Below are 22,866 nucleotides of genomic sequence, written 5' to 3'. Positions count from 1 at the left end.
GCAAGTTTACTTCCTTTCGGCGGTCATCAGATTGCTGAAATCAAAAAGTCCGGTATCGAGAAGATGCGACGGGTTCACATGCGAGAGTGCGCGCAGCATCGTATCCTTACGGCCTGGCATGCGCTGTTCGATGCCCGACAGCATCGCCTTCATCGCATTGCGCTCCAGACCGTCTTGCGAACCGCAGAGATCGCAGGGGATGATGGGGAACTGCATGGCAGCGGAAAATTTTGTCAGGTCTTCTTCGGCGCAATAGGCCAAGGGCCGCAACACCATGACATCGCCTTCGTCATTCAGAAGTTTTGCCGGCATGGCGGCCAGGCGGCCACCGTGGAAAAAGTTCATGAAGAAGGTTTCGAGAATGTCGTCGCGGTGATGGCCGAGCACCAGCGCATCGCAGCCTTCTTCGCGCGCCACGCGGTAAAGGTTGCCACGGCGCAGGCGCGAACAGAGCGAACAATAGGTGGCGCCGGCAGGCACCTTTTCCTTCACGATGGAATAGGTATCGCGGTATTCGATGCGGTGTTTGACGCCGATCGAAGCGAGATATTCCGGCAGAATGTGTTTTGGAAAATTCGGCTGGCCCTGGTCGAGATTGCAGGCGACCAGTTCCACCGGCAGCAGGCCGCGCCATTGCAGATCGAGCAGGATGGCAAGAAGCGAATAGGAATCCTTGCCGCCCGACAGGCCGACCAGCCAACGTTTCTGGCCCTTCAGCATATCGAAATCGGCGAGCGCCTGACGCACCTGCCGGAGCAAACGCTTGCGCAGCTTGTTGAAAGACACCGAGTCCGGCGCATCCCTGAAGAGTGCCGGAGCCAGCCCTTCGGTTGCCTGTTCCAGCTCGTCTGAGATCTCGGCGTTCACGCCCATCGAAAAAGTCCTCTTGAAGCGAAAAAGCGGGCCTTGCGGCCCGCTTCAATCTCAGGCGCCGAGCGCTGCGGCCACGGCCTCAAGCGCCTCGTCGGCCTTGGCGCCATCCGGGCCACCGGCCTGCGCCATATCCGGGCGACCACCGCCGCCCTTGCCACCAAGCGCGGCGGAAGCGATGCGCACCAGATCGACGGCGCTGAACCGGCCGACAAGGTCTTCGGTGACGGCGACGACAGCACTTGCCTTGCCGTCCTCCGACACGCCGATCAGCGTCACCACGCCCGAACCAAGCGTTGCCTTGCCTTCGTCAGCGAGACCCTTCAGGTCCTTGGCGTCGATGCCATTAAGCGTCTTGCCCATGAACTTGACGCCCGACACTTCGCGGATGTCGGAAGCGCCATCACCCTGACCGCCGCCGCCCATGGCGAGGCGACGCTTGGCATCCGCCAGTTCCTTTTCGAGCTTGCGGCGCTCATCGACCAGCGTTTCGACGCGGGCGAGAACCTCTGCCGGCTGAACCTTCAGCACGCCGGAGAGCGCCTTCATGCGTTCATCCTGCTCGGCGAGATAGGCACGCGCGCCTTCCGCCGTGACGGCTTCGATACGACGCACGCCGGCGCCGACCGGACTGTCGGAAAGAACGCGCACGAGACCGATCTCGCCGGTATTGCCGACATGGGTACCGCCGCAGAGTTCGACCGAATAGGCCTTGCCGGCCTTGGAGCCCTCGATGCCGCGCCCCATCGACACTACGCGGACTTCATCGCCGTATTTTTCACCGAACAGCGCCATGGCGCCCTCGGCAATGGCATCATCGACGCTCATCAGGCGGGTGGTGACCGGTGCGGTCTGCAGGATGATGGCATTGGCCATGTCCTCGACGCGCTGCAATTCTTCCGCCGAAATCGGCTTCGGATGCGAGACGTCGAAACGCAGGCGCTCGGGCGCGACCAGCGAGCCCTTCTGGGCCACGTGGGTGCCGAGCACTTCGCGGAGCGCCTCGTGCAGAAGGTGGGTGGCGGAGTGGTTGGCGCGTAGGCGCGAACGGCGGGCGTGATCGACGGTGAGCGCAACCGGCTCGCCGACCTTGATCTCGCCTTCGGCAACAACGGCCGCATGCACGAACAAGCCGGCACCCTTCTTCTGGGTGTCGCTCACCTCGACGGCAAAACCTTCGCCGCGGATGATACCGGTATCGCCCATCTGGCCACCGGATTCGCCGTAGAACGGCGTCTGGTTGACGATGACCTGAACCGTGTCACCGGCCTTGGCGGTTTCAACCGACTTGCCGTCAGCCACGATCGCCAGAACCACGCCTTCGGCGGTTTCCGTGTCGTAGCCGAGGAATTCGGTGGCGCCGAGCTTTTCCTTGAGTTCGAACCAGATGGTTTCGGTGGCCTTGTCACCCGAACCCTGCCAGTGCGAACGGGCCTCGGCTTTCTGACGCTCCATGGCATCGGTGAAGCCGGCAATATCCACGCCGATTTCGCGGGCGCGCAGAGCGTCTTGCGTCAGGTCGAGCGGGAAACCGTAGGTGTCGTAAAGCTTGAAGGCGGTTTCGCCATCCAGCATGTCACCCTTGTTCATGGTGTTGGTGGCGTCCGACAGCAGGTTGAGGCCGCGTTCCAGCGTCTTGCGGAACCGGTTTTCTTCCAGCTTCAACGTTTCGGAAATCAGCGGTTCGGCGCGAACGAGTTCCGGATAGGCGCGGCCCATCTGGGCAACCAGCGTCGGCAGCAGCTTGTACATCAGCGGCTCGCGGGCGCCCAAGAGTTCGGCATGGCGCATGGCGCGGCGCATGATGCGGCGCAGAACATAACCACGGCCTTCGTTGGAGGGCAGCACGCCATCGGCGATCAGGAAGGATGCCGAACGCAGATGGTCGGCAATGACACGGTGGCTGGCGCGACGCTCGCCTTCCGCCTTCACGCCGGTCGCTTCTTCGGAAGCGGAGATCAGGGCGCGGAACAGGTCGATATCATAGTTATCGTGTTTGCCCTGCAGGAGAGCGGCCACGCGCTCGAGGCCCATGCCGGTGTCGATCGACGGACGCGGCAGGTCGATGCGCTGTTCCTTCGTCACCTGCTCATACTGCATGAAAACGAGGTTCCAGATCTCGATGAACCGGTCGCCATCCTCATCCGGCGAGCCGGGAGGGCCACCCCAGATATGATCGCCATGGTCGTAAAAGATTTCGGAACAAGGACCGCAGGGGCCGGTATCGCCCATCGCCCAGAAATTGTCGCTGGTCGGGATGCGGATGATGCGGTCGTCGGTCAGGCCGGCGATCTTCTTCCAGAGGTCAAAGGCTTCGTCATCGGTGTGATAGACGGTGACCAGAAGACGCTTGGCATCGATGCCGAATTCCTTGGTGATCAGGTTCCAGGCAAGCTCGATGGCGTTTTCCTTGAAATAATCGCCGAACGAGAAGTTGCCGAGCATTTCAAAGAAGGTGTGGTGACGGGCGGTATAACCGACATTGTCGAGGTCGTTATGCTTGCCGCCGGCACGTACGCATTTCTGTGCGGTGGTGGCGCGCGAATAAGGGCGGCTCTCAAGACCGGTAAAGACGTTCTTGAACTGCACCATGCCGGCATTGGTGAACATCAGGGTCGGGTCGTTGCGCGGAACCAGCGGGCTCGACGATACGATCTCGTGGCCGTTCTTGCCAAAATAGTCGAGGAAGGTCGACCGGATTTCATTCACGCCGCTCATGCTACGCCCTTCATTTCCGCCCCCAAGGCGGTTCACATCACCAGAAACCACCGGCTTTTAACGTTCGGGACCTACCCTGTCCAGCCGCACACAAGCAAACCGGCCGCACATCGGGCGATGGCGGCCGGTTTTATCAACATTCATTGCAAGCCCGCCACGCGACGGGCGGTCATTTCATCAGCTGTCGTCGCCGTCGCCGTCATTGGCGTCCGGGCCGCCATTCTGCAGGAACTTGTCGGCAATCAGGCCAGCATTCTGGCGCAGCGACAGTTCGATCTCGTTGGCGACTTCCGGATTGTCACGCAGGAAGGTCTTTGCGTTTTCACGGCCCTGCCCCAGACGCTGGCTGTTATAGGAGAACCAGGCACCGGACTTTTCGACGATGCCGGCCTTGACGCCGAGATCGACCAGTTCACCGGTCTTGGAAACACCTTCGCCATACATGATGTCGAATTCGACCTGCTTGAAGGGAGGCGCCATCTTGTTCTTGACGACCTTTACGCGCGTCTGGTTGCCGATGACTTCCTCGCGCTCCTTGACCTGGCCGATACGACGGATGTCGAGGCGGACGGAAGCGTAGAATTTCAGCGCGTTACCACCGGTCGTGGTTTCCGGCGAACCGAACATGACACCGATCTTCATGCGGATCTGGTTGATGAAGATGACCATGGTCTTCGACTTGGAGATCGAAGCGGTCAGCTTGCGCAGCGCCTGGCTCATCAGGCGGGCCTGAAGACCCGGCAGGCTGTCGCCCATATCGCCTTCGATTTCGGCGCGCGGTGTAAGCGCCGCAACGGAGTCAACGACGAGAACATCGACGGCGCCGGAGCGAACCAGCGTATCGGTGATTTCGAGCGCCTGTTCACCGGTATCCGGCTGCGAGATCAGCAGGTTCTGCAGGTCGACGCCGAGCTTGCGGGCGTAAACAGGGTCAAGCGCGTGTTCCGCGTCGACGAAAGCGCAGATGCCGCCCTTCTTCTGGGCTTCGGCAATAGTCTGCAAAGCCAGCGTCGTCTTACCCGAGCTTTCCGGGCCATAGATTTCGATGATACGACCCTTCGGCAAACCGCCAATGCCGAGCGCGATATCGAGGCTGAGCGAACCGGTCGATACGGTCTCGATCTCGACGATGTTCTCGTTCGAGCCGAGCTTCATGATCGAGCCCTTGCCGAACGAACGCTCGATCTGGGAGAGTGCCGCTTCCAGCGCCTTGCTTTTATCCACCGATTTTTCCTCTACCAGTCGCAAAGAATTCTGAGCCATTTGAACCACCCCTTTAGGTTATCGCCGCCACGCAATCAATGTTGTAACCGATGGCCAATTCGTACCCTTTTTGTTCCGTTTTCGCAAGAGGATACGATGCGATTGATTCAAATGCTCTTTTTCACCCTTCGTTCTTTTAATGTTCTCAAACAGATAAGCTGTTCCGATCTGTTCCCGGAACAGCGATTTTAGCGGCGTTCCGCCACCATTTCATGTCAGCTCGGGCGGCCGATTCGCCGCCCGCCGATATCATCAGTCCTGCCGATCCAGCATCTCGCGCACCGTCACTGCCAACTGTTTCAGCGAGAATGGCTTGGGCAGGAAACCGAACTTGGCATCGGCCGGCAGGTTCCTTGCAAACGCGTCTTCCGCATAACCGGATACGAAGATGAATTTCAGGTCCGGATAGTTCTTGCGCAACTCGCGTAGCAGGGTCGGGCCATCCATTTCCGGCATGACCACGTCGGAAACGACGATATCGACCTTGCCCTCGAGCTCTTCCATGATGTCGAGCGCCTCGACGCCGGAGCCGGCCTCGTGCACCGTATAACCACGGGTTTCCAGCATGCGCTTGCCGCCGCGACGCACCGCCTCCTCGTCCTCCACGAGAAGAACGACAGCGGAGTTGCCGGTGAGATCGACGTCTGCATTGGCGGCCGCGGCATCGGCCTTCGGCGCTTCGACAGCAACGACGGCCTCTGCATTTTCGCCAGCGACCGGTGCGGCCACCGGCTCGGGAATGTGACGCGGCAGAAAGATGCGGAAGGTCGTGCCCTTGCCGACTTCCGATTCGGGATGGATGTAACCGCCCGACTGTTTGACGATGCCATAGACCATGGAGAGGCCGAGACCGGTCCCCTTGCCCACTTCCTTCGTGGTGAAGAAGGGCTCAAAAATCTTGTCCATGATTTCGGGCGGAATGCCGGTGCCGTTGTCGGCCACTTCCACCATCACCAGATCTTCGTCCGGCAGGTCGGCGCCGCTATAGGCACGCCCCTCTTCCGCCGTCACATTGCGCGTGCGGATGGTGATGCGGCCGCCCTCAGGCATCGCATCACGGGCGTTGACGCAAAGATTGATCAGCACCTGTTCGAACTGCGACAGGTCGGTGCGAACAGGCCAGAGATCGCGGCCATAATCGACATCGAGCTTGACGTTGGTGCCGGAAATCAACCGGTCCACAAGCATGCGCAGATCGCCGACTACATCGGTGAGGTTAAGCACGCTCGGGCGCATCGTCTGCTTGCGCGAGAAGGCCAGCAACTGGCGCACCAGCACGGCGGCGCGGTTGGCATTGCGCTTGATTTCCATCAGGTCGGCAAAGCTGGCATCGGCCGGGCGCGCCTGCAAAAGCAGGTGGTCGGAGGAGAGAAGGATGGCGGTCAGCACGTTGTTGAAATCGTGAGCGATACCGCCCGCCAGCGTGCCGACGGCATTCATCTTCTGCGTCTGCGCCATCTGCGTTTCGAGCGCCTTCTGCTCGGTCGTCTCGAAGGCGTAAACGATCGCCACCTCTTCCGGTGCCTCGTCGCTTTCGTCGATCACGGCATTGACGAAGAAACGCACGTAACGGTTTTCGTCGCCAGGATGGCGGCTTTCCAATGGTGCGATATCGCTCTGGCGGTCCTTGGCCTCGGCCAGCGCCTGGGTCAGCTGCGGCCGCACGGCCTCGTTAAAAATGTTTTCGAGCGGCGCGCCGGCTTCCGCCTCATCACGCGAAACGACACCGGAAAACAGTTTCAGGAAGGGTGCGTTGACCCGAAGGATCTTGCCGTTGCCATCGACGGAGGCAATCGCCATCGGCGTATTGTTGAAGAAGCGGGTAAAGCGCATGGCGGACGAAGACAGGTCTGCCGCCTCGCCTTTCGGCCGCGCCAGCACGATCGTGCGGCTTTCGCCCGGTGCGCCGTCGCGCGCGGTGCTGACGCTGTGAACAAGGCGCGCTGGCAGGCTCTGGCCATTGGCGCGGCGCAGGTCGAGATCCAGCGTTTCTGTGCGAGTCTGGCCGGGTGTGGCCTGAACCGACTGGATCAGTGCCATGCCCTCGCCGGCGACGATATCCGTCATGGTGAGCGAACGCGGCACGAATTTGGTGAGGTCGTAACCCAGCCATTCCGCCAGCGTCGCATTGAGATAGAAAACCTCGCCCTTGCGGCCGGCGGAGAAAAAGCCGGCCGGCGCGTGATCAAGGTAATCGATGGCGTTCTGCAATTCGCGGAAAAACCGCTCCTGATCGTCGCGTTCCGAGGTAATGTCGGTGATCTGCCAGATATCCAGCGGCTCTCGCGAGGAGCCATTGGCCAGAAGCCGCGCCTTGAGGCGATACCAATGCGCGCCGGAACCATTGTTGCCCGGCCGGCCGAGCGGCTTCAGCAGGCGGAATTCCTCGTGGCCTTCGCGTCCCTCACGCAATGCGGTGGTCAGGCGGTAAAGCGCCTCGGTCGATTCGCGGTTTTTGGAAAGCAGCGTTTCCAGCGACTGCGCCTGGGCGGCGCTGGTCGCACCCGTCAGCCGGCCATAGGCGGCATTGGCGTAAATGATGCGGCCCTTGTTGTCGGTGATCAGAATGCCGTCCGGATGCCCGCCGAGAAAACCGCGCGCCAGATCATCCGAGCGCGATTGCGGCATGACCTCGACAAGACCAATGACGGAGGAGACCACGAAAAATATGCCGACCATGGCGAGAATGCCGAGCACGCCCAGCACGATCTCGCTGTCCAGCGATTCCTTGAAGACAACGAAGGAAATCGCCACCGCGATCAAAACCACGGCAAGGACGAGCAGCCGGATCACGGTTCCGCCGCGCGCTCCGTGTTCAACCAGCGGCGCGTCGTTTGGGCCGCTCTGCTGCATCTTCGTCATTTACCCTCACATGTCGGCCAAGCGCCGCGCCCAAACAATCGGCGCGGATCGGAATCGGTCGGCTTATTCTTCTTAGCAATTTGCGACACCGGCAAAAAGCTCGGAAAGCACAGAAACCCGTTGAAGATCGAAGGGATGCGATTGCCGATCCTTGCATTCGACCCATATTCCTGCCCCATGGTTCTAAACTGTCACAGATATGGCGCCACAGTGGGCGGTCGCCATGTTGCTGACACAGCCGGTTTTTAACGACCGCGTCTCAATTGCTAAGGAGCGGCTTATGCCTGAAGGTATTTTTGGAGTGGAAACCAGTCAGTTGCTCATCGCCGTCGGCGGTGTCGCTGCAGGTTTTCTCTGCCTGATCCTGGTTCTGTGGCTGATCCGCGGCCGTGGCGGCCCGTCGCCCTTCCTGCGTGGTGGCAAGAACCGCCAGCCGCGCCTGCAGGTTCTCGATGCCGCCGCCGTCGATACCCGCCGCCGCCTCGTTCTGGTGCGCCGTGACGATGTCGAACACCTGATCATGATCGGCGGCCCGACCGATGTCGTCATCGAAAGCAGCATCGTCGATGGCCGCAGCCCGCCTTATCACACGATGATGAAGACCGTTTCGGAGCCGGAACGGGCTGCGATTGCCGAAGACCAGCAGCCACGCGTTTCGGAACATCCCGCACGCCCCGTAGCGGCATCAGCTCCGCCCGCCCGTGCGATGCCATTGACCGAAAAGGTGGAAGAACCGGCCAAAACGGAAGAGAAGGACAATTTTGCCTGGCTTGGATCTGAGCCGGTCGAGTTGACTCCCGCAGCACGCCCCGCAGAGCCGGCGCGTCCTGCCACCCCGCCACAGCCCGTTGCGCGCAAGCCGGAACCGCCAAAGCTGCAGGAAACAGCAGCCGCGCCGGCACAGACCGCACCTGTTTCACCGGCTCCGGCTGCACCCGCGCCTAAAGCGGCAGAAGTCGCACCGCCCGCAGAAACACGAGCCGCCGATCCCAAGCCCGTCGTCGATTTTCCGGTCATCGAACCGCGCGCAACATCTGCCGCCATGGCAAGCCCCGCACCGGTCGTTCCCGCATTTTCGGCATCCAGTGCGGCGGTCGCCGTCGCGCCGGTTATTGTCGCTCCCATCGCTGTGAAGGCCGAACCAGCCCCCATGGTGCGCATCGATGACGCACCTTCGGCAACACCGCCAGCAACGCTCCACGACGCCCCCAAGGATGTTGCCAGAAACATTGAGCCCGGCTTCGAAATCGAATCACCGCGCGTAGAAAACGATGCGCCGTCGCTGGACAATGCCGTCGATCTTCTCGATGCCGTCCGTGATCGTGTTTTTCAGCAACCGCGCGCCGAAGCCGCAGCGGCGTCCGCAACAGCACCGATCGTGACGCCCGTCCAGCGCCCTGCCCCGGCCGTCGTGCAGATGACACCTGTTCAACAGCAGCCGGCGCCCGCAAAACCGCTCGGCTCGGATTTCGAACGTATTCTCGAAGAAGAAATGGCCACCAATCTTGCCGGTGGCAATGCGGCTCCGGCGATCGGCCCTGCAACATCGAATGCATCATCGAATACGGCGGCAAGCCAGTTGCCACGCCGCGATCCCGGCATGCCACGCGTTACCGGCGCAACGCAGGAACCGGCGCTGCAGAACGAGATCGCCCGCATTTTCGGCGAAATGTCGGTGACCAAGGACGATCGGTAAGCATTTGCCGGAGGGCGCTACGGTGCCCCTTCCGATCACACACAAAACAAAAGGCGCGGAAAAATCCGCGCCTTTTGTTAGTCTGTCTGTCAGGCAGTGTTTTGTCCTTCACCGCCAGTCACTGTCACTCGTCGCGATAAACCTTTTCGCGGCGTTCGTGGCGCTCCTGCGCCTCGATGGACAGGGTTGCGATCGGACGGGCGTCGAGACGCTTCAAGCCGATCGGCTCTCCGGTCTCCTCGCAATATCCGTAGGTGCCATCGTCGATCCGCTGAAGGGCGGAGTCGATCTTGGAAATCAGCTTGCGCTGACGATCACGGGCACGCAGTTCAATAGCGCGATCGGTTTCGGAAGAGGCTCTGTCTGCTAGGTCTGGATGGTTTGCGCTTTCCTCAGCCAGATGGCCGAGCGTTTCGCGCGCTTCTCTGAGGATGTCATTCTTCCATGCGATCAACTTGGCCCGGAAATAGGCTTTTTGTCGCACATTCATGAACTCGTCTTCTTCCGAAAGGACGAAGCTGCTAAGATCGATCTTCTCACTCAACGCGATTTCTCCTGAAGAACAGAACTTATGCGGCGCTCTATATCCCTAGGGTGGAAGCGATTCAAGTCTGATGCGCGCCGTTAAGGCATTTTTAAAACTGACACAAATTTCGGCTAAACGACTAATTTTAAAGCACTTCCCCAAGACGACTCGGAAAATACCCTCATCCGTCAACCCACAACCAAGCTGTGCATGACGAGGAGTTGACGCGGATCGCGACATGGCGTTACCCCTGAAGTCCACGCGTTTTGACCGGCAGAGGCAGCCATGACGATCATCGAACCGCCCCCTTCGCGAATCTATCTCCTGCGTCACGCCCATGCCGCGCAGGCGCAATCCGGCCAGCGCGATTTTGACCGCGAATTGGACGATCGCGGTTATGGCGAGGCTGAGCTTGTCTGTGAAAAGGCTGTGGATAAAGGGTATCGCCCAGACCTGATCCTGTCATCCACCGCCACACGTTGTCGCCAGACGGCGGATGCGATGCACCGCGCCATGGCCGGCGAATGCATTCTGCAGGCGATCGACGAGATCTATAACGGCACGTCTGACACCTATCTGGCGCTTCTGGCCGGTCAGGCGCCCTCACCCTCCGTGATGCTGGTGGGCCACAATCCCACGATCGAAGAAACGCTGGATCGCCTGATCGGCCGCGACCAGCTGCGCCTGGCCATCCCGAACGGCTATCCCACCGCCGGTCTTGCCGTTCTCGAACATGCCGAAGACAACTGGATCCTGCGGGATTTCCTCATCGCCTGAAGGCGGTGCGCGCGGTCTGCTTCCACATTCGCGCATGATCCGACAGGTGCCGTTCTTTCTTCCGGCACGTTCCCTCCCTATATGCGGGGTGGGCACCAATACGCGGTGCCGCCAGCAATCGGGATCACGCCTTGCCGCCTTCTCTGACCAGTTTCACCGACGACGCCCGCATCGCTTTCGACACATTGACGGATCGCGCCACCGGCCTCGTCAATCCGACGCTCAGGCTCGGCGTCACCGGCCTTTCACGCGCCGGCAAGACAGTTTTCATTTCCTCGCTGGTGCATAACCTGCTGAACGGCGGTCGGCTGCCGCTGTTCGAGCCGGTGCGCTCCGGCCGCGTCTCTTCCATTCGCCTTGAACCGCAGCCGGACGACGCCATTCCGCGTTTCCAGTATGAGGATCATATCCAGGCGCTGGTGCGCGAACGTATCTGGCCGGATTCCACCCGCGCCATTTCCGAGTTGCGCATCACGCTGGATTATCAGAGCGCCAGCGGCTGGAGCCGGATGTTTTCGCCCGGTCGCCTGTCGATCGACATCGTCGATTATCCCGGAGAATGGCTGCTCGATCTGCCGCTTCTGGCGCAGGACTACAAGACCTTTTCCGACAATGCAGTGTCACTTGCCGGCAACGGCGTGCGCGCCGAACTGGCGCGTGAATGGTTCGGCCTTGCCGCAAGCATCGACATGGAAGGACCGGCCGACGAGATGACGGCCCGCCGGCTTTCCGAAAGTTTTGCCGCCTACCTGAAAGCCTGCAAATCCGACGAACGCTCACTCTCGACGCTGCCGCCCGGCCGTTTTCTCCTGCCTGGAGAACTCGACGGCTCACCGGCTTTGACCTTTGCGCCGATGCCGAACGTGCCGGACACGCGCCCCGAAAAGGGTTCGCTCAGGGCGATGATGGAGCGCCGTTTCGAGGCCTATAAGAGCGTCGTCGTCAAACCCTTCTTCCGCGAGCATTTTGCCCGCCTCGACCGCCAGATCGTGCTGATCGATGCATTACAGGCGGTCAATCGCGGTCCCGAAGCCGTGCAGGATCTGGAACGCGCGCTGGCTGACGTTCTGGCCTGCTTTCGTCCCGGCACCAACTCCTTCCTGAGTTCGCTGCTCGGCCGCCGCATCGATCGTGTTCTGGTCGCCGCCACCAAGGCCGATCATCTGCATCACGAAAGCCACGACCGTTTGCAGGCGATCACCCGCCGCCTCGTCGATCGCGCCATTCACCGTATCGGCATGACCGGCGCCGGCATTGATGTCATGGCACTCGCCTCGGTGCGCGCCACCCGCGAGGCAACCGTGCGCGAGGATGGACATCTGCTGCCCGTCATCACCGGCACACCGATGCCGGGAGAGCGGATCGGTGACGAAATTTTCGACGGCATCAAGAAAACAGCGATATTTCCCGGTGACTTGCCGGAGAATCCGGAAGCGTTTTTCCGCGACATCGACGGTTCGGATGAGAAAACCTCTCTACCCGATTTGAATATCGTACGTTTTCGTCCTCCATCGGTCGATGAAATCGGTGGCGGCATCGCATTGTCGGTACCGCATATCCGCCTCGACCGCGCCATGCAGTTCCTGTTCGGAGACCGTCTCGCATGACCCCATCAGACGATCGGAACAACCGTCCAACGCCACCATCTTCGGAAACACCAAGCCGTCGCCCCACGGCCTATGCCGTCGAGGGGGAGCGCGACATGCCGCTGGCGGCCAGCCGCCCGCCGCGCAGTTTTGACGATGGTTTCACCGCCACGGCCGATGCCGACGATCCGTTTCTCGGCGTGAACGAAGATGATCTCGCCGACACGCCTGTCGCCCTGCCCCGCCGCCACCGCTTTTCCTTCGGCAAGCTCGCCGCCGGAGCGTTTGGTGTGTTTGCCTCCTTCGCCTTCGGCCTGTGGGCCGACAGCGTCATCCGCGATCTTTTTTCCCGATCCGACTGGCTGGGTTATACGGCGGTCGGCATTCTTTGCGTCGCTCTCGCCGCCCTTGCGGTGGTTGTTGGCCGCGAAGTGCTCGGGCTGATGCGCATCGGCGCAGTGCAATCGCTGAAGGCCGATGTTGCTGCCATCGAAACCGGTACTAATTCGGCCACAGGCGCCAAATCCGCCCGTGCGCTCGTCACCCGTCTCACGACCATTCTATCCCACCGCGCAGAAACCGCACACGGCCGCGCAGCCCTTGATGCGACCAAAGAAGAAATCATTGACGGCCCAAATTATCTCGATCTCGCCGAACGCGAACTGATGACGCCGCTCGACCGCGAAGCGCGCCTGCTGATTCTCGCAGCGTCCAAACGCGTCTCGGTCGTCACCGCCATCAGCCCACGCGCCGTCGTCGATCTCGCTTATGTGCTGTTCGAAGTTTCCCGTCTGGTACGCGCCATGGCCGAATTGTATGGCGGCCGCCCCGGCACGCTCGGCATGTTCCGGCTGCTGCGCGATGTGATCGCCCACCTTGCCGTCACCGGCTCGATCGCGGTCGGCGACAGCATCGCCCAGCAGGTTCTCGGCCATGGTCTGGCGGCACGCCTTTCCACCCGACTCGGTGAAGGCGTGATCAACGGATTGCTCACCGCCCGTATCGGTATCGCCGCCATGGATCTTTGTCGCCCCTTGCCCTTCCGTGCACTCAAACGCCCGGGAATTGGCGACTTTATGGGCGATATCGTTGCAACCTCGAAACCCAAAGACCCGACCTGAGACACCTTCCGACGCCCAAAAGAAACCACTCATTAACCATCCTTCGCTAATTTGCGGGCTCTACCAGTTGGCCTTTGCCAGGGATTTTTTGAATGGTTTCGCGCATCTTCTCGCTGTTCGGTGGCTTTGCCGTCGCCATCTCCGTCGCCACGGTTGCGATGGCTCCTGAGGCCGACGCCGCTTCGCGCGATCAGGTCTTTTTCGAAAGCGCCGCCGGCAGCTGGAAAGGTCCGGGCGAAATCGTTGCCGGCAAATACAAGGGCACCAAATTCACCTGCAATCTGATCGGTGAAGCCACGAACGACGGCGATGCCGGTCTGAAGCTCGACGGCACATGCCGCGTTGGCGTCTTCAAGCAGCCGATGAACGCCACGATCGTGAAGACCTCCAAGGGTTACACGGGGAAATTCCTCGATGGCGCCGAAGGCAAGGGTCTGGATATCACCACCGGTTCGCTCAATGGCGAACGCATCGTGCTCGGCATCAACCGTGCCAAGCTCAATGGCGCCATGGTCGCCAGCATGAAGAGCGATAACGACATGAACATCACCATCTCGGTGAAGGTCGAAGAGCAGATGATCCCGGTCATCGGCATGACGCTCACGCGCGACCTCGACCAGATGGCAGTCGGTTCGATCAAGAAGTGATTCCTATCTCCACCAGTCGCGGTTTTCGTCCGCGACGGTAATACCATCCGCATTCACAAGGGCGAGCCAGGATGACACCGGCTTGCCCTTTATCATTTGGTCGGCAGCGATATCGGCCAGCGGCATCAGCACGAAGGCACGCTCCGTCATGCGCGGATGCGGCAGTTGCAGCGGCTGCGTATCGCGCTCGACATCGCCATAGGTCAGCACATCGATATCGATGGTGCGCGGGCCCCAGCGCTCCAGCCGCTCCCGCTTCATGTCCTTTTCGATCGACAGACCGGTCGCCAGCAGATCTTCCGGCGCAAGCGTGGTTTCGATCAGCGCGCAGCAATTGAAAAAATCGGCCTGATCGGTCTTGCCCCATGGCGGGGTGCTGTAGAGCTTTGAAACGGCCAGCACACGACAGTCCTCGCGGCCATCCAGCAGCCGCAGCGCTTCCGCCATCGAGGCTTTTGGATCTCCAAGATTACCGCCAAGCCCGAGTGTCGCCTTATGCCACACGCTATCAGGGGCGGTGCTCAACACGCACCTCCACATAATCGAGAATGCCGGGGATCGGCACGCTCGGCTTGCGAACCGCGATTGCCGCGCGCCTGATCTGCGGAAAACGTTTGCAGAGCGCCAGCGCGATATCCTGTGCCAGCGCTTCGATCAGGTAACGGCGCTGACCTGTCACCACGTCCTCGATCACCTGAAAGGCAATGCCGTAATGAACGGTATCGCCGATCTCGTCGCTCGACAAAGCCTGCCCGCCCTCGACCTCCAGTTCCGCATCCACAAAGAAGCGCTGGCCGAGCCGCTCTTCCTCGCTCAGCACGCCATGGCGGGCAAAAAACGAACAGTTCTTCAAGTAGATCGTATAGAGCGTCATGATTTTGTCTCCGCGCTATCCCGGCTTCCGGCAGTGTCTGCCGAAAGGATTGCATCCGCCGCACGGATCGCATCCGCCACGCGAAGCGCATCGCGATTGGCAGCCACGTTATGAACCCTGAAAACATGCGCGCCCGCGAGCCTCAGAACGGCGGTTGTCGCTGCGGTTCCGACATCGCGTTCATCGGCGCACTCACGACCGGTCATCGCGCCGATGAAACGTTTTCGCGAGGTGCCGATCAGGAACGGCAGGTTCAGCGCGTGCAATTCACCAAACCGCGCCATCAGCTCCGCCTCGTCCTCGCGGCTCTTGGCAAAACCGAAACCCGGATCGAGCATGATTTTCTGCCGGTCGACACCGGCGGCATCGGCAATCTCAAGCGCCTTTTTGAAAAACAGGAACTGGTCCTCGATGACATCCGCCAGCTTTTCCGCTTCGCGGCCACGGCCGGTATGCATGATGCACAGCCCTGCCCCGGTTTCCGCAGCGATATCGGCAATCGACGGGTCGTGGCTGAGACCATACACATCGTTGATGATATGCGCGCCGGCCTTCATCGCCGCCCGCGCCGTTGCGCCGCGATAGGTATCGATCGAGATCAGCACATCGGTTTCCGCCGCCAGCCGCTCGATCACCGGCAGCACGCGGCGCTGCTCTTCCGCCTCGCTGACGGGTTCCGCACCCGGCCGCGTCGATTCTCCACCGATGTCGATAATTGTCGCACCTTCGGCGATGCAGACCTTGGCATGCGCGACAGCCGCTTCAAGATTGTCATGCCGGCCACCGTCGGAAAAACTGTCCGGCGTGACGTTGACGATCGCCATCAGATGGCCACGCGCCGCCAGGTCCAGCGATCGTCCGAAGCCGACCTGCCAGACGCCATTGCCGGAAACGCTGTTGCCGAGGAGACTCACGGTCATCCCAATCCTTGCTTTTTGCACGTGAAATTGCGCAGCTTCTGTTGCGCTTGGCAGGGCTATGCCCCAAGCTTTGCCTCAGTTCAATCTGCCAGCACCCGAGAATACCATTGATGCGCAGCTTTCGCCGTTCGCCCCGGGTGCCGGTTTTGAAAACGATAACGACATTGGCGGTCTTGCTTGGACTTACGGTGCCCGTCGCGGCCCAGCCTGTCGTCAGCAAAACCTATTCCTACTTCACCATCGGCGGCAAGACGGCGGAAGAACTCGATTCGGAACTGGAACGTCGCGGCCCTCTCACGCGCCACACCGGTGCCCGCCATCCCGGCGCCACCGAGATCAAGTTCGGTGGCGAGGTCAGTTATGTGGATCGCGGCGGTCGCTGCTCGATTGGTGCCGTCAAGGTCACGGTGCGCACGCACATCATCCTGCCGCGCTGGCGTAATCGCAATGCCGCCACCGGAAATCTGGCACGCATCTGGGATGCGTTGTCGGCTGATATCAAACGGCACGAGGAACGCCACGCCGAGATCGCCCGCACCCATGCGCGCACCCTCGAAGCAAAGCTGCGGGCCATCCGCCCTGCCAACAGCTGCGATATCCTCGAAGGCAAGGTCGGCGAGATCAGCCGCGAGGCCATCGAGGCCCATGATCGCGAGCAGATCCGCTTCGATGCCATCGAATCAAAAAACTTCGACAGACGCATCATGCGCGTCCTGAAAAACCGCAGCGGCGCCGGCGATTGACCTGAACTGCACCGCTTTTCGTAATCCCGATAAAGAATATACCGCGCAATTTCGTCGCAGTGGAACCGAACCGGCAGGCTCGGCGTTGCCTCGCCACGCTTGGGCGAGCACAAACCGGCAATATGGTCCGGCGTTGCGACCATCGCGAAACTTGACATCACGCAAATGTTGCCTTGCAGCAATTTTACATACAGACTAACACGTATGTAAAATTGCCGTCCTTGGGTCCATGGGGTTCTCTATGCGAATGAAACTGCCCGTCGCTGGTCTGTTGGTTGCCAGCCTTTCTGTTCTTGCCGCCTGCCAAAAGGAAGATGAGGCGGCCGGAGCGCCCCCTGCCCGTCCGCCATCTGCCGTCGGTGTCATCACCGTTCAGCCGGAAACACTGCCGATCAACAGCGAACTGCCGGGCCGCATCGCCCCGACTCGTCTTGCCGAAGTGCGTCCGCGCGTTTCCGGCATCATTGTCGAGCGCGTGTTCGAACAGGGCTCGCTGGTCAAGGAAGGCGATGTTCTCTATCGCATCGATCCGGCACCGTTCCAGGTCGAACTCGATCGTGCGGAAGCGACCTTGCGCAGCGCCGAAGCCCAGCAGCTGCAGGCCCGCCAGACGGCCGATCGCCAGACCCAGCTGAGCCGCAACAATGTCGCATCCCGTCAGGAATACGATAACTCGGTTGCCCAGCTCGCCCAGGCAGACGCACAGGTGGCGGTCGCCCGCGCCGGCGTTGCCGCTGCAAAGCTCAGCCTGCAATATGCCAATGTCACGGCGCCGATTTCCGGCCGCATCGGCCGTGCGCTGATCACGGAAGGCGCGCTCGTCAGCTCGTCCGGCTCGGAAAATCTCGCGACGATCCAGCAGCTCGATCCGATCTATGCCGACTTCACCCAGCCGGCCGCCGATCTCGTGCGTCTGCGTCGCGCCCTTCAGGACGGCAAGCTGATGACCGGCCCGAACGAGGCAAAGGCACAGCTGATGCTCGACGACGGCACGAAATATCCGCAGGAAGGTCGCCTTCTGTTCTCGGAAGCCGCCGTTGACGAAACCACCGGTCAGGTCACCATGCGCGGTGAATTCCCCAACCCGAACGGCGATCTTCTGCCGGGCATGTATGTCCGCGTATCGATCGAACAGGGTCTGGAGCGCGACACGTTTGCGGTTCCGCAACAGGCCATCCAGCGTGATGCCGGCGGCAAGGCCAGCCTTCTTGTCGTTGGCGCCGAAGACAAGGTCGAACCGCGTCCCGTCACCGTCGGCCGTGCACTCGGCGATCGCTGGGTCATTTCCAATGGCCTGAAGGCCGGTGACCGCGTCATCGTCGATGGTTTCCAGAAGACCGGCCCCGGCGCCACCGTCAAGCCGCAGCCATGGTCGCCGGAAAAGCCGGCAACCGAGGAAGCCGCGCAAGGCGAGAACAAGGCCGAATCCGGTGAAGCCGCCAAGCCCGGCGATGCGGAAAAGCCTGACAACGCCGAAAAGCCGGCAGAGCCCGCCAAGCAGTAAGGATCCCGTTCCATGGCACGTTTCTTCATCGAACGGCCCATCTTTGCGTGGGTCGTTGCAATCTTCATCATGCTGGCGGGCGTGATCGCCATTCCGATGCTGCCTATCGCGCAGTATCCGAATGTCGCACCGCCGCAGATCACCGTTTCCACCACCTATCCCGGCGCCTCGCCTGAAGACATCTATCAGGGCGTGACACGCCCGATCGAAGAGGAACTGAACGGCGTTCCGGGCCTCATCTACTTCGAATCGCAATCGGAATCCTCCGGCCGCGTGTCGATCAACGTCACCTTCGCACCGGGCACCAATATCGGTGAAGCCCAGGTCGAGGTGCAGAACCGTATCGCCCGCGCCGAACCGCGCCTGCCGAGTGCCGTCACCTCACAGGGTCTGCGCGTCGAACAGGCCGGCACGTCGTTCCTCATGGTCGTGTCGCTCACCTCGACGGACGGCCAAACCGATGCGATCGGTCTTGGCGACTACCTGCAGCGTAACGTCATCGGCGAACTGCGCCGCGTACCGGGCATCGGTTCCGCCCAGCTGTTCGCCAGCCAGCGCTCCATGCGTATCTGGATGGATCCGGACAAGATGGTCGGCCTCAGCCTGACCTCTTCCGACGTCATCAGCGCCATCCAGGCACAGAACGCGCAGGTCGCCGCCGGTCGTATCGGCGCAACGCCGAACCCGATCGGCCAGCAGATTTCCGCCACCATCAACGTGCAGGGCCAGCTCACTAACCCGGAACAGTTCGGTTCGATCGTGCTGCGTGCAAACCCGGACGGTTCGTCCGTGCGCCTGCGTGACGTTGCCCGTGTCGAAGTGGGTGCCGAAAGCTACAACTTCTCGTCCCGCCTGAACGGCCAGCCGAGTGCTGCCATCGGCCTGCAGCTGTCGCCCACCGGCAATGCGCTTGCGGCGTCCGAAGGCGTCAAGCAGGTCATGGAGGAGCTGAAGGAATATTTTCCGGCCGGCGTCGAATACGAAGTGCCGTATGACACCAGCCCCTTCGTGCAGGTCTCCATCGAGAAGGTCATCCACACGCTGATCGAGGCGATGATCCTTGTCTTCGTTGTGATGTTCATCTTCCTCCAGAATTTTCGTTACACCATCATTCCGGCACTCGTCGTGCCGGTGGCCTTGCTCGGCACCTGTGCCGTCATGTTCGTGGCCGGGTTCTCGATCAACGTTCTGACCATGTTCGCCATGGTTCTCGCCATCGGCATTCTCGTCGACGACGCGATCGTCGTCGTCGAAAACGTCGAACGCATCATGGCCGAAGAAAAGCTGTCGCCGAAGGAAGCGACACGCAAGGCCATGGGCCAGATTTCCGGCGCCATCATCGGCATCACCATGGTCCTGTCGGCCGTGTTCATTCCGATGGCCTTCTTCCCCGGCGCCGTCGGCATCATCTATCAGCAGTTCTCGCTGACCATGGTCGTGTCGATCCTGTTCTCCGGTTTCCTCGCCCTGTCGCTGACGCCGGCGCTCTGCGCCTCGTTCCTGAAACCCGTCGCTCATGATCATCATGAGAAGAAGGGTTTCTTCGGCATGTTCAACCGTGGCTTCGATAAGGCCTCGCATGGATATTCCGGCGGCGTTGCCAAGATCATCAAGCGCTCCGGCCGTTTCATGATCATCTATCTGGCGCTGCTCGTCGGCCTCGGCTGGGCTTACATGCAGCTTCCGAGCTCGTTCCTGCCCAACGAAGACCAGGGCTTTCTGATCGTCGACGTTCAGGCGCCGGCGGAAGCCAGCACCGACCGCACGACCGAAGTCATCTCGCAGATCGAGCAGATCGCGCTGAAGGAAAAGGCCGTCGACCGCATCATCGCCATCAACGGCTTCTCCTTCTCGGGTTCCGGCCAGAATGCCGGCCTCGCCTTCATCACCCTGAAAAACTGGGATGAGCGTGGACCGGAAGATTCCGCCGATGCGATTGCCGGACGTATCAACGGCCAGATTTTTGGCCTGCGTGATGCCATTGCCTTCTCGCTGTCGCCGCCGCCCATCCAGGGTCTCGGCAACTCGTCGGGCTTCACCTTCCGTCTGCAGGACCGTTCCGGTCAGGGTCAGGCGGCGCTCGGGGCAGCGCGTGACCAGCTGATGGCGGAGGCGGCCAAGAGCCCCATGCTGGCCGGCCTGCGTATCGAAGGCATGCCGGATGCCGCCCAGGTCAACCTGCTGATCGACCGTGAAAAGGCCAACACGTTTGGTGTCACCTTCTCCGACATCAACTCGACCATCACCGCCAACCTGGGCTCTTCCTACGTCAACGACTTCCCCAATAGCGGCCGCATGCAGCGCGTCACCGTTCAGGCGGAAGGCAATCAGCGCATGAAGACCGAAGACCTGCTGAAGCTGAACGTTCGTAACGCCAGCGGCGGCATGGTGCCGATGTCCTCCTTCGCGAGCGCCGAGTGGGTACGCGGTCCCTCGCAGGTGATCGGTTATAACGGTTATCCGTCGATCCGTATCGCCGGTCAGGCCGGTCCGGGCTACTCTTCGGGTGACGCGATTGCCGAGATGGAGCGTCTTGCCAACCAGCTGCCGACCGGTTTCGGTTACGAATGGACCGGCCAGTCGCTGCAGGAAATCCAGTCGGGCTCACAGGCTCCGGCGCTGATCGCGCTGTCCATCCTGTTCGTCTTCCTGCTCCTGTCGGCACTTTACGAAAGCTGGTCGATCCCGCTGTCGGTCATGCTCGTCGTGCCGCTTGGTGTGATCGGTTCGGTTGCCGCCGTCACGTTGCGCGGCATGCCGAACGACGTCTACTTCCTCGTCGGCCTGATCACCATCATCGGCCTGTCGGCAAAGAACGCCATCCTGATCATCGAGTTCGCCAAGGACCTGCGTGCCGAAGGCAAGAGCGTCTTCGACGCGACTGTCGAGGCAGCGCATCTGCGCTTCCGCCCGATCCTGATGACGTCGCTCGCCTTCACGCTCGGCGTCGTGCCGATGGCAATCGCGACGGGCGCCAGCGCCGCCAGCCAGAACGCCATCGGTACCGGCGTTCTCGGCGGCATGATCTCGGCCACCGTGCTGGCGATCTTCTTCGTTCCTGCCTTCTTCGTCTTCATCATGCGGCTGTTCTCCAAGGATGCCCGCAAGGAGAAGCTGGAAGCCAGCAAGAAGAATGAGGACGCCACACCGGCGCACTGAGGCGTCACCGGAGGTCGCGAGACCTCCATGGTGACGAATGCCGGCTCGTTCAGCGGGGCGCCTGCCAAGGGCGCCCCGAAAGCCGGCGGAAGGAGGAGACATGAGACGGACCAAGGCGGAGGCAGCGGAAACCCGCGCGGCCATTCTTGAATCAGCTGAAAAGATGTTTTTCGAGAAGGGCGTCGGATCGACCACGCTCGATGAGATTGCCGCAGCCGCCGGCGTGACCCGCGGTGCGGTCTACTGGCACTTCTCCAGCAAGACCGATATTTTCTTGGAACTTTACAATACGTTCCGCCTGCCGCTTCTCAACATGCTTGAACTGCGCGACCCGTCCTGCTGTGGCATGGACGCGCTGACGATGATCGAGGATTCGGCCTGCGAATGGATGCAGGTCATGGCCACCGACCAGCAGCGTCAGCGCATGCTGACCATTCTGTTGCGCACCAATTTCACGGATGAATTCGTGCCTGTCCAGCAGGCGATGAAAGAGTTGGAAGACCTCCATAACAGTCAACTCGAAGCCATCCTGCGGCGTGCCCAGGAAAATGGCAGGCTTGCCTCCGGCTGGACGCCGGCTTCGGCGTGTCATGCGGTCAAGTGGATGATCAAGGGAATCTGCTGGGACTGGTTGCTTGGCGGCCGCGATTTCGACCTCGACACGGAAGGCTGTGGCTGCGTGCGAAAACTGTTTGCCAGCTTCCGTAATCCGTCGGCACCCTGCAACCTGGCGGCGGTCTGAACCGGCCGATATTGCGCCATTGCGGGACTCTGCGTGTGCCATCATATGGCAAACCCGGCTGCAATTTGAAACTTACGCGAGCCTTGCGGCGCCTACAGTCAATCAGAGGTGATTTCTTCGACTGGCGCATTTCACCAATCTCTTATATTATCACTTTCAGTTGATCGGGTTTCAAATCCTGCTGCACCAGAGCAAGGCGGTGCGAAAGTTCAGCAGGTGCGCCGATCCTGATAACCGACAGTCGGTTTCGGATCGTGCGCCATTCTTTCCGGCCTGTTTAGGCTCTGTACGGTGTTCTCCCGGTGCGTCCCATTGCTGCTGGTGTTCCCTCCCTCGCCTGCAGTGACGTACCTACCTCCAGCCTCGCTCCGCTTCGGCGCAGCGAGGCATTTTTTTCTTCCGGAGAATACGCGTCAGCCCTGACGTTCGGGCACGCTGACGACCAGCCCGTCGAGGGCCGGCGTCATCTTGATCTGACAGGAGAGCCGCGAGGTCGGACGCAGATCGAAGGCGAAATCCAGCATGTCCTCTTCCATCGGCTGAGGCCCGCCGACGGTTTCCGTCCAGGCATCGTCGACATAGACATGACAGGTGGCACAGGCGCAGGCACCGCCGCATTCGGCATCGATGCCAGGCACGGAATTGCGCACCGCATTTTCCATCACCGTCGAGCCTTCAGCGGCGTCGAGTTCGAATCGGGTACCGTCGAAGGCAACGATGGTGAGCTTGGTCATGATCTCAGTATCCGGACTTGAAGGGCTGATGCAAAGCGCATCTCTTCTGACAAAACGCCCAGCCAGTCAACAACCGCCGCGCTCCAAAAACGTCCAGAGCGCCGCATTCTCGGGCGCTCCGGCT

The 22,866-nt window shown here is 61.0% G+C and carries 18 protein-coding genes; 9 read left to right on the top strand and 9 right to left on the bottom strand.

Annotated elements, in window-relative coordinates:
• Positions 1-6: 6 nt before the first annotated feature.
• The 4 genes from ttcA to cckA form a co-directional block, all read right to left on the bottom strand.
• Entirely contained in the window at positions 7-873 is an 867-nt protein-coding gene (ttcA, locus tag J2T09_RS20765; RefSeq protein WP_306838014.1) for a tRNA 2-thiocytidine(32) synthetase TtcA, read from the bottom strand.
• Positions 874-924: 51 nt separating this feature from the next.
• The gene (alaS, locus tag J2T09_RS20760) at positions 925-3,588 is read right to left on the bottom strand and encodes an alanine--tRNA ligase (protein ID WP_306838012.1); all 2,664 of its coding nucleotides are present in this window, start codon (positions 3,586-3,588) and stop codon (positions 925-927) included.
• Positions 3,589-3,765: 177 nt separating this feature from the next.
• On the bottom strand, positions 3,766-4,851 hold the full coding sequence (gene recA / locus J2T09_RS20755; protein WP_306838010.1) for a recombinase RecA: 1,086 nt from the start codon (positions 4,849-4,851) through the stop codon (positions 3,766-3,768).
• 252 nt (positions 4,852-5,103) lie between these two features.
• Positions 5,104-7,713 carry a cell cycle histidine kinase CckA gene (gene cckA / locus J2T09_RS20750; protein WP_306838008.1) on the bottom strand — a complete coding sequence of 870 codons (2,610 nt, stop codon included), beginning with the start codon at positions 7,711-7,713 and terminating at the stop codon, positions 5,104-5,106.
• Between the two features lie 280 nt (positions 7,714-7,993).
• Here cckA and J2T09_RS20745 point away from each other — a divergent pair, with 280 nt between their 5' ends.
• Complete coding sequence (locus tag J2T09_RS20745) at positions 7,994-9,409, top strand: flagellar biosynthetic protein FliO (RefSeq protein ID WP_306838006.1); 1,416 nt, start codon at positions 7,994-7,996, stop codon at positions 9,407-9,409.
• 124 nt (positions 9,410-9,533) lie between these two features.
• On the opposite strand, the gene dksA is transcribed toward J2T09_RS20745, so the two are convergent.
• Positions 9,534-9,953, bottom strand: a complete 420-nt coding sequence (gene dksA, locus J2T09_RS20740; protein ID WP_306838004.1) for an RNA polymerase-binding protein DksA — start codon at positions 9,951-9,953, stop codon at positions 9,534-9,536.
• A gap of 267 nt (positions 9,954-10,220) precedes the next feature.
• Here dksA and J2T09_RS20735 point away from each other — a divergent pair, with 267 nt between their 5' ends.
• The 4 genes from J2T09_RS20735 (at position 10,221) to J2T09_RS20720 (ending at position 14,066) form a co-directional block, all read left to right on the top strand.
• Positions 10,221-10,712: a SixA phosphatase family protein gene (locus J2T09_RS20735; RefSeq protein ID WP_306838002.1), complete on the top strand. Its 492-nt coding sequence runs from the start codon at positions 10,221-10,223 to the stop codon at positions 10,710-10,712.
• Between the two features lie 131 nt (positions 10,713-10,843).
• On the top strand, positions 10,844-12,319 hold the full coding sequence (locus J2T09_RS20730; protein WP_306837999.1) for a YcjX family protein: 1,476 nt from the start codon (positions 10,844-10,846) through the stop codon (positions 12,317-12,319).
• Positions 12,316-13,419: a YcjF family protein gene (locus tag J2T09_RS20725; protein ID WP_306837997.1), complete on the top strand. Its 1,104-nt coding sequence runs from the start codon at positions 12,316-12,318 to the stop codon at positions 13,417-13,419. Before J2T09_RS20730 ends, J2T09_RS20725 begins: the two co-directional genes overlap by 4 nt.
• A gap of 92 nt (positions 13,420-13,511) precedes the next feature.
• Positions 13,512-14,066, top strand: coding sequence for a hypothetical protein (locus J2T09_RS20720; RefSeq protein ID WP_306837996.1), 555 nt, complete (start codon positions 13,512-13,514; stop codon positions 14,064-14,066).
• 3 nt (positions 14,067-14,069) lie between these two features.
• Here J2T09_RS20720 and folK read toward each other — a convergent pair whose 3' ends face one another.
• From folK to folP, 3 genes are read right to left on the bottom strand one after another with little or no spacing between them, the layout of a single operon-like run.
• Positions 14,070-14,591, bottom strand: coding sequence for a 2-amino-4-hydroxy-6-hydroxymethyldihydropteridine diphosphokinase (gene folK, locus J2T09_RS20715; RefSeq protein WP_306837994.1), 522 nt, complete (start codon positions 14,589-14,591; stop codon positions 14,070-14,072).
• Positions 14,575-14,940: a dihydroneopterin aldolase gene (gene folB, locus J2T09_RS20710; protein WP_306837991.1), complete on the bottom strand. Its 366-nt coding sequence runs from the start codon at positions 14,938-14,940 to the stop codon at positions 14,575-14,577. Before folB ends, folK begins: the two co-directional genes overlap by 17 nt.
• Positions 14,937-15,860, bottom strand: a complete 924-nt coding sequence (gene folP / locus J2T09_RS20705; protein ID WP_306837989.1) for a dihydropteroate synthase — start codon at positions 15,858-15,860, stop codon at positions 14,937-14,939. Before folP ends, folB begins: the two co-directional genes overlap by 4 nt.
• 110 nt (positions 15,861-15,970) lie before the next feature.
• On the opposite strand from folP, the gene J2T09_RS20700 reads away from it, so the two are divergent.
• From J2T09_RS20700 to J2T09_RS20685, 4 genes are all read left to right on the top strand, one after another.
• Positions 15,971-16,603, top strand: coding sequence for a DUF922 domain-containing Zn-dependent protease (locus J2T09_RS20700; protein ID WP_373458547.1), 633 nt, complete (start codon positions 15,971-15,973; stop codon positions 16,601-16,603).
• Positions 16,604-16,844: 241 nt separating this feature from the next.
• Complete coding sequence (locus tag J2T09_RS20695; protein ID WP_306837984.1) at positions 16,845-18,107, top strand: efflux RND transporter periplasmic adaptor subunit; 1,263 nt, start codon at positions 16,845-16,847, stop codon at positions 18,105-18,107.
• 12 nt (positions 18,108-18,119) lie between these two features.
• Positions 18,120-21,266 carry an efflux RND transporter permease subunit gene (locus J2T09_RS20690; RefSeq protein WP_306837982.1) on the top strand — a complete coding sequence of 1,049 codons (3,147 nt, stop codon included), beginning with the start codon at positions 18,120-18,122 and terminating at the stop codon, positions 21,264-21,266.
• Positions 21,267-21,366: 100 nt separating this feature from the next.
• On the top strand, positions 21,367-22,008 hold the full coding sequence (locus tag J2T09_RS20685) for a TetR family transcriptional regulator (RefSeq protein WP_306837980.1): 642 nt from the start codon (positions 21,367-21,369) through the stop codon (positions 22,006-22,008).
• Between the two features lie 413 nt (positions 22,009-22,421).
• On the opposite strand, the gene J2T09_RS20680 is transcribed toward J2T09_RS20685, so the two are convergent.
• Positions 22,422-22,742 (bottom strand): 2Fe-2S iron-sulfur cluster-binding protein, encoded by a 321-nt coding sequence (locus tag J2T09_RS20680; protein ID WP_306837977.1) that lies wholly within the window; start codon positions 22,740-22,742, stop codon positions 22,422-22,424.
• Between the last annotated feature and the right edge of the window lie 124 nt (positions 22,743-22,866).

Origin of the sequence: Neorhizobium huautlense, from assembly GCF_030811685.1 — a bacterium.
GTDB classification, from domain to species: Bacteria; Pseudomonadota; Alphaproteobacteria; order Rhizobiales; family Rhizobiaceae; genus Neorhizobium; species Neorhizobium huautlense_A.
Note: the sequence above shows the minus strand (reverse complement) of the source record. Positions and strands in the feature narration are given on the sequence as shown.